12 protein-coding genes are annotated in these 12,798 nt (G+C 63.0%); 7 read left to right on the top strand and 5 right to left on the bottom strand.

Going from position 1 to position 12,798, the window contains the following annotated elements:
- Positions 1 to 5 precede the first annotated feature (5 nt).
- The 7 genes from ACXAEK_RS09940 (at position 6) to ACXAEK_RS09910 (ending at position 7,057) form a co-directional block, all read left to right on the top strand.
- Entirely contained in the window at positions 6 to 359 is a 354-nt protein-coding gene (locus ACXAEK_RS09940) for a nuclear transport factor 2 family protein (RefSeq protein WP_475041583.1), read from the top strand.
- Complete coding sequence (locus ACXAEK_RS09935) at positions 356 to 1,885, top strand: ABC transporter ATP-binding protein (protein ID WP_475041581.1); 1,530 nt, start codon at positions 356 to 358, stop codon at positions 1,883 to 1,885. Before ACXAEK_RS09940 ends, ACXAEK_RS09935 begins: the two co-directional genes overlap by 4 nt.
- Positions 1,886 to 2,980 carry an ABC transporter permease gene (locus ACXAEK_RS09930; RefSeq protein ID WP_475041579.1) on the top strand — a complete coding sequence of 365 codons (1,095 nt, stop codon included), beginning with the start codon at positions 1,886 to 1,888 and terminating at the stop codon, positions 2,978 to 2,980.
- Positions 2,980 to 3,945, top strand: coding sequence for an ABC transporter permease (locus ACXAEK_RS09925; protein WP_475041577.1), 966 nt, complete (start codon positions 2,980 to 2,982; stop codon positions 3,943 to 3,945). The genes ACXAEK_RS09930 and ACXAEK_RS09925 overlap by 1 nt, the downstream gene beginning before the upstream one ends.
- A gap of 381 nt (positions 3,946 to 4,326) precedes the next feature.
- The gene (locus tag ACXAEK_RS09920) at positions 4,327 to 5,241 is read left to right on the top strand and encodes a sulfite exporter TauE/SafE family protein (protein WP_475041575.1); all 915 of its coding nucleotides are present in this window, start codon (positions 4,327 to 4,329) and stop codon (positions 5,239 to 5,241) included.
- A gap of 104 nt (positions 5,242 to 5,345) precedes the next feature.
- A complete protein-coding gene (locus tag ACXAEK_RS09915) occupies positions 5,346 to 6,269 on the top strand; it encodes a sulfite exporter TauE/SafE family protein (protein WP_475041574.1) in 924 nt (307 codons plus the stop codon).
- Positions 6,270 to 6,271: 2 nt separating this feature from the next.
- Complete coding sequence (locus tag ACXAEK_RS09910; RefSeq protein WP_475041572.1) at positions 6,272 to 7,057, top strand: TIGR02186 family protein; 786 nt, start codon at positions 6,272 to 6,274, stop codon at positions 7,055 to 7,057.
- 221 nt (positions 7,058 to 7,278) lie between these two features.
- On the opposite strand, the gene ACXAEK_RS09905 is transcribed toward ACXAEK_RS09910, so the two are convergent.
- The 5 genes from ACXAEK_RS09905 to ccrA all read right to left on the bottom strand — a co-directional run bounded on the left by ACXAEK_RS09905 (position 7,279) and on the right by ccrA (position 12,701).
- Positions 7,279 to 8,016, bottom strand: a complete 738-nt coding sequence (locus ACXAEK_RS09905; RefSeq protein ID WP_475041571.1) for an SDR family oxidoreductase — start codon at positions 8,014 to 8,016, stop codon at positions 7,279 to 7,281.
- The gene (locus tag ACXAEK_RS09900; protein ID WP_475041570.1) at positions 8,013 to 9,551 is read right to left on the bottom strand and encodes an ATP-dependent DNA helicase; all 1,539 of its coding nucleotides are present in this window, start codon (positions 9,549 to 9,551) and stop codon (positions 8,013 to 8,015) included. The genes ACXAEK_RS09905 and ACXAEK_RS09900 overlap by 4 nt, the downstream gene beginning before the upstream one ends.
- Positions 9,552 to 9,614: 63 nt before the next feature.
- Positions 9,615 to 10,256, bottom strand: coding sequence for an acyl-homoserine-lactone synthase (locus ACXAEK_RS09895; protein ID WP_475041568.1), 642 nt, complete (start codon positions 10,254 to 10,256; stop codon positions 9,615 to 9,617).
- 93 nt (positions 10,257 to 10,349) lie between these two features.
- The gene (locus tag ACXAEK_RS09890; protein WP_475041567.1) at positions 10,350 to 11,069 is read right to left on the bottom strand and encodes a helix-turn-helix transcriptional regulator; all 720 of its coding nucleotides are present in this window, start codon (positions 11,067 to 11,069) and stop codon (positions 10,350 to 10,352) included.
- 351 nt (positions 11,070 to 11,420) lie between these two features.
- Positions 11,421 to 12,701, bottom strand: coding sequence for a crotonyl-CoA carboxylase/reductase (gene ccrA / locus ACXAEK_RS09885; RefSeq protein ID WP_475041565.1), 1,281 nt, complete (start codon positions 12,699 to 12,701; stop codon positions 11,421 to 11,423).
- Positions 12,702 to 12,798 lie beyond the last annotated feature (97 nt).

Raw genomic sequence — 12,798 nt, 5'->3', positions numbered from 1 at the left:
AGGCCATGACGGATTCCTTAAATACTCTGTTTGCGGCCTGGGGCGACCCATCGTCCGAAACCCGCGCCGCCAAGACGGACGCGGCCATCGGGCCCGGTTTCTACTACTCCGATCCCAACACCCCCGCCCCCATCGAAACCCGTGACGCCTATCTGGACTACATCGCGCAGTTTGCTGCGATGATGCCTGGCGCCACCGCAAGTGTCGTTGCCGTCTCTGAACACCACGGCCATGCACGTGCCACGGTGGATTTCGAGAAGGACGGCCAGCGCATGGTGCGCGGCCAGTATTTTGCCGATCTGCAAGACGGCAAGGTGGTGCGGCTGATCGGATTCACAGGCATGGGAGAGCCCGATTGACCGCCCCCGCCATTGAACTCAAAGGCATTTCGAAGGCCTTTGGCCCGGTCCAGGCAAACAAGGACATTTCCATCAGCGTCGCCCCCGGCACCATTCACGGTATCATCGGTGAAAACGGTGCGGGGAAGTCGACGCTGATGTCGATCCTCTATGGCTTCTACAAAGCCGATTCAGGCGAGATCTGGATCAAGGGCAAGAAGACCGCGATTCCGGACAGCCAGGCAGCGATCGCCGCAGGCATCGGCATGGTGTTCCAGCATTTCAAGCTGGTGGAGAATTTCACCGTGCTGGAAAACATCGTGCTTGGCGCCGAGGACAGCGGCATGCTGATGCCCTCGCTCCGGCGCGCCCGCAAGGAGCTGAAGGCGCTGGAGGAGGAATACGAGCTGTTCGTCGACCCCGACGCCCGCATTGACGAGATCGGCGTCGGCATGCAGCAGCGGGTGGAGATCCTGAAAGCGCTCTACCGCAAGGCCGAGATCCTGATCCTGGATGAGCCGACCGGCGTGCTGACGCCCTCTGAGGCCGACCAGCTGTTCCGCATTCTCGACCGGCTGCGCACTGAGGGGAAAACCATCATCCTGATCACCCACAAGCTGCGGGAGATCATGGAATACACCGACACGGTATCCGTCATGCGCCGCGGCCAGATGACCGCCACCGTCAAGACGGCTGAAACCAGCCCCGAGCATCTGGCCGAGCTGATGGTGGGCCGCAAGGTGCTGCTGCGCGTGGACAAGGTGCCTGCCCAGCCCGGCGCCCCGATCCTGGAGATAGAGAACCTGCGGGTGGTGGACAGTGCCGGCGTCGAGCGCGTCAAGGGCATCGACCTCACGGTGCGTGCGGGTGAGATCCTCGGCATCGCCGGCGTCGCTGGCAACGGCCAGTCGGAACTGCTGGAAGTTCTGGGCGGTATGCGCCCCGGCACCGGCGGCATCAAACTGCACGGCACCCCCCTGCCCTTGCACGGCCAGGGCTCGGATGCCGCCGCGCGGCGCGGTGCCCATATCGGCCATGTGCCGGAGGACCGCCAGCGTGAAGGCCTGATCATGGACTTCCACGCCTGGGAGAACGTGGCCTTTGGCTATCACCGCGACGCGGCCTATAAGAACGGCGTGCTGATGAACAACGCAGCACTGCAGGCCGATACCGAGGCCAAAATGGAGAAATTCGACGTCCGCCCGCCTGATCCCTGGCTGGCCGCCAAGAGCTTCTCCGGCGGCAACCAGCAGAAGATCGTCGTCGCGCGTGAGATTGAGCGCAATCCGGACCTCTTGCTGGTCGGCCAGCCGACCCGCGGCGTCGACATCGGCGCAATCGAATTCATTCACAAGCAGATCGTCGAGCTGCGCGACCAGGGCAAAGCAATCCTGCTGGTCTCGGTAGAGCTGGAGGAGATCCTGTCGCTCTCCGACCGGGTTGCGGTGATGTTTGACGGCATGATCATGGGCGAGCGCCCGGCGGATCAAACCGATGAGAAAGAACTGGGCCTGCTGATGGCCGGTGTCGCGGGGGAGGCCGCGTAAATGGAAAAGATGCCGAAATGGGCCGATGTTGTGCTGATCCCTCTGATCAGTCTTCTGCTGGCCGCAGTCCTGTCGGCCCTGGTGATCCTCGGGATCGGCGAAGACCCGGTCGCCGCGGTCAAGCTGATGGTCGAGGGCGCCCTGGGTTCCACCTACGGCTGGGGCTACACGCTTTATTACGCCACCAACTTCATGTTCACCGGCCTTGCAGTGGCGGTGGCTGCCCATGCAGGCCTGTTCAACATCGGCGGCGAGGGCCAGGCGATGCTCGGCGGCCTGGGCGTGGCGCTGGTCTGCCTGTTCATCCCCTGGCCGCATTGGTCGCTGGCGCTGATCGCGGCGGCGCTTGGCGCCGGGCTGTTCGGCGCCGCCTGGGCCGCGGTCCCCGCCTATCTGCAGGCCAAGCGCGGCAGCCACATCGTGATCACCACCATCATGTTCAACTTCATCGCTGCGGCGGTGCTGAACTATTTCCTGGTCAACAAGCTGCGCCCCGAAGGCTCGATGGAACCGGCCAGCGCCCGCTTCCCGGAAGCGGTGCATCTGCCCAGCCTGCATGAGCTGCTGGCCCCGCTCGGCATCAGCTTTTCCAAGGCGGGCCCGGCCAATGTCAGCCTGCTGGTCGCCATTGCCGCCTGTGTCTTTGTCTGGCTGCTGATCTGGCGCACACCGCTGGGCTATGAAATCCGCTCGCTTGGCAAATCGGAACCGGGCGCGCGTTACGCCGGCATCTCCTCGGTCCGGATCATCATGGTCACCATGCTGATCTCCGGCGCGCTGGCCGGCATGATGGCCGTGAACAACGTGATGGGCGAAGCGGAACGCCTGGTTCTGAACGCCACCGAAGGCGCCGGTTTCATCGGTATCGCGGTGGCGCTGATGGGGCGCAATCACCCGTTTGGCGTGTTCCTGGCCGCGATCCTGTTTGGCTTCCTTTATCAGGGCGGGGCTGAACTGGCACTCTGGACCTCGATCCCGAGGGAACTGATCGTGGTGATCCAGGCGCTGGTGATCCTGTTCACCGGCGCGCTCGACAACATGGTGCGTATGCCGCTGGAGCGGATCTTCCTGGCGATGCGGAAGGGGCAGAGCTGATGGATTTCCTGACGATCATCCAGGTTCTGGATTCCACCGTCCGTCTGTCGACGCCTCTGCTGCTGGCCTGCCTGGCAGGCCTGTTCTCGGAGCGCGCCGGCATCTTCGACATCGGCCTGGAAGGCAAGATGCTGATGGCGGCATTCTTCTCTGCCGCCGTAGCAGCGGTGACCGGCAATGTCTGGCTGGGACTGCTGGCGGGCATCGCCTCTTCGCTCTTGCTGGCGGCGCTGCACGGGGTGGCCTCGATCACCTTCCGCGGCAACCAGCTGATCTCCGGCGTCGCCATCAACTTCCTGGCCGCGGGGCTGACGGTGCTGATTGCCCAGGACTGGTTCCAGCAGGGCGGCCGCACGCCGTCATTGTTCAGCGGCGGCAGGTTCACACCGATTGACCTGCCCCTGGCAGAGAGCCTGTCCGGCGTGCCGGTGCTGGGTCCGGTCTATTCCGAACTGCTCTCGGGCCACTCGATCCTGGTCTACATCGCCTTCCTGGCTGTGCCTGCCACCTGGTGGGTGCTGTTCCGCACCCGTTTCGGCCTGCGTCTGCGCGCTGTGGGCGAGAACCCGGCCGCGGTGGATACCGCCGGCGTCTCGGTTGTCGGCCTGCGCTATGCGGCTGTGATGATCTGCGGCCTATTGTGCGGTATTGCCGGCGCCTATCTGGCCACCGCGCTGCAGGCCGGTTTTGTCAAGGACATGACCGCGGGCCGTGGCTTCATTGCTCTGGCGGCGCTGATCTTTGCCAAGTGGCGTCCCTGGCACGCAATGGGCGCCTGCCTGCTGTTTGGCCTGCTGCAAGCCATCGCCCTGCGGTTCCAGAACATCGAGCTCGGCGGCATCACCATCCCGGTGCAGGCGATGGATGCGCTGCCTTACGTGCTGACGGTGGTGATCCTGGCCGGTTTCGTCGGCAAGGCAATCCCGCCCCGCGCCGGCGGCGAGCCATATGTGAAAGAGCGTTAAGCGCAGCGCAAGAAGCACCAAAACGCCCGGTCCCATGCCGGGCGTTTCTCTTTGCCGTCCTTCGTCTTTTCCGGGTCAAGGGCCGCGCAGCGGCGGCGCGCAGGCGCCGTTCACCCTTGACGCGGCAAAGACGCAAGCACACTTGGCATGGCTCACTGAGGGGCAGCTCTGCCCCTCAGTGAGCCTCTCAGCAGAAAGCCCCTTGCGCCGCACGCAGTGCGGTGCCCGGCCCAAGGCCGCCAAGGCGAAGGGCATTGCCCTTCTCCTGCGGGCGCGGGAGAGCCCTGCTCATAGGTCCAGATCTTCATCCATTGTCGGTCCTGCCCGCCGCAGTGCCGCCTGGCCGGTTGACCCGGCGCGTTCCGGTTGCTGTATGGCGCCATGCACATCTTCCTCCCCATCGCCGAGGTCTCGGTCAATTTTCTGGTGCTTTTGGGCATTGGCGGCGCTGTTGGCGTGCTGTCCGGCATGTTCGGTGTCGGCGGCGGTTTTCTGATCACGCCGCTCCTGTTCCTGATCGGCATTCCGCCGGGGGTTGCGGTTGCGACCTCTGCCAACCAGGTGGTGGCCTCATCCGTTTCCGGCCTGATGGCGCATTTCCGGCGCCGCACGGTGGACCTCAAGATGGGCTATGTCCTGCTAGGCGGCGGCCTGTTGGGCGCGGCACTTGGGATGGCAGTGTTCAACTGGCTCAAACAGCTGGGCCAGGTCGATCTGGCGGTGCAGCTGTGCTATGTGCTGTTCCTCGGCGTGATCGGCGCGCTGATGTTCATCGAAAGCGTCAACGCGATCCGCAGGGCGCGGCAGGCCGGCGGCGCGCCTGCATATAGGCGGCGCCAGCGGTCCTGGGTCCATGCCATGCCCTACAAGATGCGGTTTCGCGCCTCCGGCCTCTATATCTCTGTCATTCCGCCCGTTCTGGTCGGTTTCGGCGTTGGCGTCCTGTCAGCAATCATGGGGGTTGGCGGCGGTTTCATCATGGTGCCTGCGATGATCTACATCCTTGGCATGCCCACCAAAGTGGTGATCGGCACCTCGCTGTTCCAGATCATTTTTGTCGCCGGTTTCACCACCCTCATGCATGCCACCACCAATCAGACAGTCGACGTGGTGCTGGCGCTGTTCCTGCTGATGGGCGGTGTGGCGGGTGCACAGCTCGGCACCCTGATCGGCGCCCGCCTGAAGGCAGAGCAGCTGCGGGTGCTGCTGGCGCTGCTGGTGCTGTCAGTGTCGGTCAAAATCGGCTTTGAGCTGCTGCTGGAACCCGCAGATCTATTTTCACTGACAGAGCTGTGACAGGGCACAGGCATAAGTCCAGATTGCTGCGTCAAATCAGTCCTGCACGCTGCAGGGCGGCATAGATCATTGATTTTTGAACGGTCCGCGGTCTAACAAAGATCATGCAGATATACCTTCCCATAGCTGAGGTCTCAGTGAATGCCTTCCTTCTCCTGGGACTTGGGGGAATGGTCGGGGTTCTCTCGGGCATGTTCGGAGTTGGCGGCGGCTTCCTGATGACGCCGCTCTTGTTCTTTATCGGCATCCCGCCGGCGGTGGCGGTGGCCACCGAGGCGAACCAGATTGTCGCCTCTTCCTTCTCCGGCGTGCTGGCGCATTTCCGAAGGCGCACGGTCGATATCAAGATGGGGCTTGTTCTGCAGGCCGGCGGCCTGATTGGCGCGGCGCTCGGGGTTGTTGTGTTCAACTACCTCAAGGCGCTTGGCCAGGTCGACCTGCTGGTCAAGCTCTGTTACGTCGTCTTCCTGGGCGTGGTCGGCGGGCTGATGTTCATCGAAAGCCTGAACGCAATCCGCAAATCCAAGAAGGCAGGCGGTGCCGCCCCTGCCCCGCGCCGCCAGCGCGGCTGGGTGCATGCGCTGCCATTCAAGATGCGCTTCCGCACCTCCGGCCTCTATATCTCGGTGATCCCGCCCGTTCTGGTTGGCGTCTGCGTTGGCATTCTGGCCGCGATCATGGGCGTTGGCGGCGGCTTTATCATGGTGCCTGCGATGATCTACATCCTCGGCATGCCGACCAAGGTTGTTGTCGGCACCTCGCTGTTCCAGATCATCCTGGTCACTGGCTTTACCACCATGCTGCACGCCACCACCAACTATACCGTGGATATCGTGCTGGCGGTGCTGCTGCTGATCGGCGGCGTGGTCGGCGCCCAGATCGGCACCCGGATCGGGGTCTACCTCAAGGCGGAACAGCTGCGCATTCTGCTGGCGCTGATGGTCATTGCCGTCTGCGTGAAACTGGGCCTCGATCTGTTGCTGCAACCTTCCGAACTGTTCTCGCTCGGCGACGCAGGAGGCCACTGATCATGCGCAAACTGCTCCTGTCAGCACTGACCGCCGCCGCCCTGGCGCTGCTGCCGCAATCCGCCGCCCTCGCTGCCAAGGAAGAGGTGGTCCTCGGCCTCAGCCAGGACCGGGTGGCGATCACCGCCACCTTTGATGGCTCGGAAATCCTGATCTTCGGCGCGGTAAAGCGCGAGGCTCCGATTCCTGCCGACGCCCCGCTGGAAGTTGTCGTGGCTGTCTCCGGCCCCGCCCCTGCCGTCATGGTGCGCCGCAAGGAAAAGAAAGTCGGCATCTGGGTCAATGTCGACAGCGTGCTGGTCGACTCGGCCCCAGCCTTCTATGCGGTTGCGACCAGCGCACCCTTTGACACCGTGCTGACCGACACCGAAGACCTGCGCTACCGCGTCTCTATCGAACGCGCGATCCGCTCGGTTGGCGCGGCGATGCACATCCGCGGCGCCCAGGCCTTTGCCGATGCGGTGGTGCGCATCCGCGAGAAGAACGGGCTCTATTCCCTGCGCGAAAACACCGTCGCGGTGGACGAGCAGACCCTGTTCCGCACAGCGATCAAAATGCCTGCCGACTTGACTGAAGGCGACTATCAGACCCGTATCTTCCTGACCCGCGGCGGCGAGGTGGTGTCGAGCTATGAGACCACCATCGACGTGCGCAAGGTAGGGCTGGAGCGGTTCCTGTTTTCACTGTCGCGCGAACAACCGTTCCTTTACGGCCTGATGTCGCTGGCGATTGCCATCGCCGCCGGCTGGGGCGCCTCCGCTGCGTTCAGCCTGCTCAGGAACCGGTAAGCAGGGGTGCTGACCCCGCAGGCTGAACTGGAAGAGGGGCGCTGCCCCTCTTGGCCTTGCGGCCAATTCACCCCGGAGTATTTTCAACCAGAAAGAAGCCTGGGTTACGCCGCTTCTTTCTGGTTTGAAGCCCCTCCGCCACGGGCGCGCTGCGCGCCAGCGCAGCGCCACGCCCAACGGGAGCGGGGCATCTCAGATGCACCAGCGACGGGCGGGAGAGCCTAGCCGCGGCCGATATAGGGCATCTTTGTCGCCATAACTGTCATGAACTGGACATTGGCCTCCAGCGGCAGGTTGGCCATATGCAGCACCGAATTGGCCGCATCCTCCACCGCAAATGTATGCATCGGTTCCGCATTGGGGTTGGCCTCCGCATGGCGCTGGCTCAAGTCCTCGACCATCGGCGTGCGGGTGTTGCCGATATCGATCTGACCGCAAGCAATGTCAAAGGGGCGGCCGTCCAGCGACAGGCTTTTGGTGAGGCCGGTAATGGCCGCCTTGGTGGCCGCATAAGGCGCGGAGTGGGGCCGCGGCACATGGGCCGCGATAGAGCCGTTGTTGATGATCCGCCCGCCCTGCGGCGCCTGGTGGCGCATCTGGCGGAAGGCAGCGCGGGCAGTCAGGTACATGCCGGTGAGGTTCACGTTTACCGAAGCGAACCAGTCCTCCAGCGGGATCTCGTCGATGGTGCCAGGCGGGGTGAAGATGCCCGCATTGTTGAACAGCACATCAAGCCGCCCCGTCGCCACGGCAAAGCTGTTCACCGCATGGTCCACTGCGGCCGGATCACTCACATCGGCCGGCAGGACATGGGCGTTCACAAACCCCTGTGCCACTTCCTCCAGCTTCTCTGCCCGGCGTGCTGTTAGGCCGACCTGCCAGCCCTCAGCCAAAAACAGCTCTGCAACAGCCCGGCCGATGCCGGAGCTGGCGCCGGTGATCAGGATCGATTTGCTCATGCCGGGGTTTCCTCCTGTGCTTCCAGTGTCAGCGCCGCGGCTGGCAGCGCCTTCAGGTCGTCCACCGGCAGCGGACCGGAGGGTTTCGCCAGCCGGTTGCGGACCACCCAGATCAGCCGCTCCTGCGCGCGGGTGATGGCCACATAGGCGAGCCGTTTCCACAAGGGCTGCCCCGCCTCCACCCGGCCCATGCGGGCGGCGGCATAGATATCGGGCGCAAAGACCTGCGCGGTATCCCACTGCGAGCCTTGCGCCTTGTGAATGGTCACGGCCGCACCATGCAGGAAGGTGGCGCCCATGCGGGCGGCGTAGGGAATGAAGGGTTCTTCCTCATCCGGCTTTTCGATCTTGACGATGGAGGCGGCAGAGACCTGCGGATCCTCTGCCCCCATCACATGCAGCCGTGAAAACCCGGGCTTGCGGCCGGCGCCCAGATAGATCACCTGCGCGCCTTTGATCAGCCCGCGGGCCTCCAGATCCAGGCGTTTCTTGCGGTGCTTCATCGGCAGCTCGATACCGTCGCAAATCAGCGGCTCGCCCGCGATCAGCTCATCCTCCGGCGCGCCATAGACGGTGCGGAAAGCGTTGATCAGGCGGATGCGGGTATTGTTGCGCCAGACCAGCACTGGCGAGCGCGCCATCAGGTCTACCTCCACCCGCTGGCCCCAGACCACGCGCTCATCGCGCCGCGCGGTGTCCTCAATCATCCGCTCGAAATCCTCGAACCCCAGCTGCGGGTCGGCCAGCGCGTGCGCAAGATCCAGGATCGGGTTGCCCGCCTCCTGCCGGTGGATGCGGTTCAGGATCAGGCGGCGGGGTTCCGGCAGCGCGTCGAACACCATCGACCCCGACTGGTTCACCGGTGCCAGCTGGGCCGGGTCGCCGAACAGGATCAGGTTCGGGAAGATTTCCTTCAGATCCTCGAACTGGCGGTCGTCCAGCATTGAGGCCTCGTCGACAAAGCCGATGTCCAGCGGCTCCTCGCGCCGTTTCCAGCCAGTGATGAAGTCGGAACCGCGCAAGCCCGCTGCCGCCAGCGCCCCGGGGATCGACTTGTTCTTCTCGTAAAAGGCGGCGGCGCGGGCCAGCGCCTCTTCGGTCAGCCCCTCGATCTCGGGCTGGTCGCCCTGCCCTGCCAGCCATTCGGCGATCTTTTCGAACTCGGGATCATAGACCGGTGTATAAAGGATGCGGTGTATGGTGGTGGCCGGCACCCCGCGCAGGCGCAGCACGCTGGCCGCCTTGTTGGTGGGCGCCAGGATGGCAAGAGTGCGGCGGTCGTCGCCCTTCTTGCGGCTTTCGTAATCACCGGAGACGACCTCGACCCCCGATTGTTCCAGCGCCTTGTAGAGCTCTGCCAGCAGCAGGGTCTTGCCCGACCCAGCCTTGCCGATCACCGCCATCACCCCGGCATCGCCGCGGGGCGGGTGCAACAGCCCGTCGTCAAGGTCCACCCCCGCCTGGCGCAGGAGCTCGGTCACGCTGTCAAAAGCGGTGGCCTGGTCGTCGGAAAACTGTACGGGCAGAGCTGTCATGGCGCGACCCTACAGCCGCGGGGCCGGGTCCGCCAGAGGCTCCGGCCCCGGAGATCGTATCTGTCAGGCGGTAAGCGCCAAGGGCTCAGCCGCCCGCGCCCCGCCGAACGAACGGTCGAACCAGAGCTGCGAAAGCTCCGGCGCGATGCCTGCTTTAGCGGCCACGTTCAGGTAGACCTCAGGCGCGTATTCCCAAAGCCCCAGGCAGATGCGCTCCCGCCCCTCTCCCTGGGTGCCGATCACCTCCGGGCTGAAGCCCAGGCTGCGGTAAATCCGCACCATGCGGCGATCGAAGACGCCCGCGAAATGCGCGACAGCGAAGTTGCGCATGATCTCGACCCCGCCCAAGGTCAGCGCCCCGGCAACATTGCGCCCCGCGTCGCGGGACAGGCAGAACCGGGTGCATTCCCAGATCAGCGGGCTGCAGATGGGCACCCCGCCTGCCAAGTCCAGGAACACATCGTTCACCATCACCGGCCCTGTGGTGGGCAAAAACCTCATGGAGCCGCCGTGGTTTCCGTCGGGCAGTTCCCAGATCACATAGAGAGGGTCAAGGCCGTCGTATTGATCCCTCTCCTCACCGTTCCCGTCCACGTGCACCTCCCAGCCAAGCCGGGTTTTGAACTGGTCGGCCCGGTCGCGGAACATTGAGCGCGCCAGCTTTGCATGGGCGTGAAGATCATGGCCGTAGATATAGCGAAGCATAGTTTAGTCCCCTTCTGGTAGAACAGTGGGGACAGGTTACGCCTGAAAAGAACAATCTCAGAGTGTATTGATGTTCAGTCTTGCAATCTTGCGTTAAATCACAATCAAACCGAGCGACATGGCACGGGCAATGGCATGAGTGGTATTGATCGCGCCCAGCTTGAACCGGGCGCTCTCAATATAAACTCGCAGCGTGTGTTCCGAAATCGCCAGTGTCTGCGCCACCTGCGCCCGGCTGTAGCCGATTGCCAGAAGGGTCAGCGCGTCGACTTCCCGGGGCGACAGCGGCTGGGTTTGCTCCGGGGCACGGTCAGGTTCGAATTCCAGCGCCTTGCGGTTGAAATAGTGCGCCATCAGGATCATGTCGCGGCTGTAGCGCTCAGTCAGCTTTTCCCAGGCCTCGTCGTCGCAGTTATGGCTGACGGTGAACACTGCAAACTGACCGTTCGGCCCGCGGATCGGAATTGAGTACCCCTGATTGCCAACCCCGTGTGCCAGCGCATCCTTCAGGAACGCCCGCGCAGGTTTGGGCGACCAGTCGAGCCGCTTCCAGTCGACAGGATGAAACCGCTGGTAACAGCCCGCAACCACAGGGTCTACGCGGACATAAGCCTTTTCCTGATACCGCTCGACCCATTCCTGCGGATAGGTGCCGAAATAATAGTGATCGCCCGCACTGTCGACCCAGTGATACATCGCGTGGTCAACACCGAACACATCGCAGACCTGCTCAATGATTTGCTGCAAGCCATCAAGCGTCCCGGTCGCGTCGAGCGCCTCTAGAATGCGGTCCAGTTCTGCTTTGTTAGCCATTCTTGCGTACCGTCATATTCTTAACCGGCCTATGCCGGAGCGGTGCAACCTGCAAGGTGCAAGCCGCTTTGCCTTCATCGTTTAACGGTTGTTTTGCAGTGGCTGCCGGCTTGGGGTCAATCACAACCTCTGGCAGGGCCGGAGTTTAATTAAAATCACTCACCCATAACGGGACCATTCCCGAACAAAAACCGCCATAAGAACAACTCAACGCTTTACCTCCCCCAAAATAGCGAGACGCAAGAAGCTAAATGACTGAAAAAGTTAAAATTATAAATAAAATCTCCCGCGAACCACAAATGTGATTCGCGGGAGAAATTCAGACCAGCCTCTATCTTCTGCGGGCCAAGCTCAGGCGTCGAGCACATCCTGCAGGGTGCGCAGGCCTGTCTTCGGCGCCTGCACCAGCACTGACATATTGCCCGGCAGGTGCTCGTTGCGCAGCATCTTCATATGCGCTTCCGGCAGGTCGGCCCAGGTAAAGACCTCGGACATGCAAGGGTCCAGACGGCGCTCCACCATCAGCTTGTTGGCGGCCGCAGCCTGTTTCAGATGCGCAAAGTGCGAGCCCTGCAGGCGCTTCTGGTGCATCCACATGTAGCGCACGTCGAAAGTCAGGTTATAGCCGGTGGTGCCGGCGCAGATCACAACCATGCCGCCCTTCTTCACCACAAAGGTGGAGACCGGGAAAGTGCTTTCACCCGGGTGCTCAAACACCATGTCGACGTTCACACCCTTGCCGGTAATGTCCCAGATAGCCTTGCCGAACTTGCGGGCCTCTTTGAACCACTCGGCATATTCCGGGGTGTTCACCGTGGGCAGCTGACCCCAGCAGTTGAAGTCCTTGCGGTTCAGAACGCCTTTGGCGCCCAGGCCCATAACAAAGTCGCGCTTGCTTTCGTCAGAGATCACACCGATGGCATTGGCGCCGGCGGTGTTGATCAGCTGGATCGCATAGGAGCCGAGGCCGCCCGAAGCGCCCCAGACCAGCACGTTCTGGCCCGGCTTCAGGTCATGCGGCTCATGTCCGAACAGCATCCGGTAGGCGGTTGCCAGCGTCAGCGTATAGCAGGCGCTTTCTTCCCAGGTCAGATGCTTGGGGCGCGGCATCAGCTGCTGGGCCTGCACGTTGGTGAACTGGGCAAACGATCCGTCCGGGGTCTCATAGCCCCAGATCCGCTGGCTGGGGGAGTACATCGGGTCGCCGCCGTTGCATTCCTCGTCGTCGCCATCGTCCTGGTTGCAGTGGATGACCACCTCGTCGCCGACCTTCCAGCGGGTGACCTTGGAGCCCACCGCCCAGACGATGCCCGAGGCATCGGAGCCGGCAATGTGATAAGGCGCCTTGTGGCCGTCAAACGGCGAGATCGGCTTGCCCAGCGAAGCCCAGACGCCGTTGTAGTTGACGCCAGCTGCCATCACCAGGACCAGCACCTCGTTGCTGTCCAGTTCCGGCACGTCGACCACTTCCTGCTGCATCGCGGTGTTCGGCTCACCGTGGCGCTCCTTGCGGATGGCCCATGCGTACATCTTCTTGGGCACATAGCCCATCGGGGGAATTTCCCCCAGTTCATAGAGATCTTTCTCGGGCGCCTCGTAAGACATGACGTCAGTCTGGGTATCCAATGCCATGATGGCCTCCTTTGCATCCTGTTCTTTGCCGCGGTGCAGAATCGCAGCGGTTACCTGATGGATAGGATTGGGAAGGTAATATTGCAACCACTTTTGC

It is taken from the genome of Leisingera sp. ABM4_101 (genome assembly GCF_056158725.1).
This window is presented reverse-complemented; position numbering and strand designations above follow the sequence as displayed.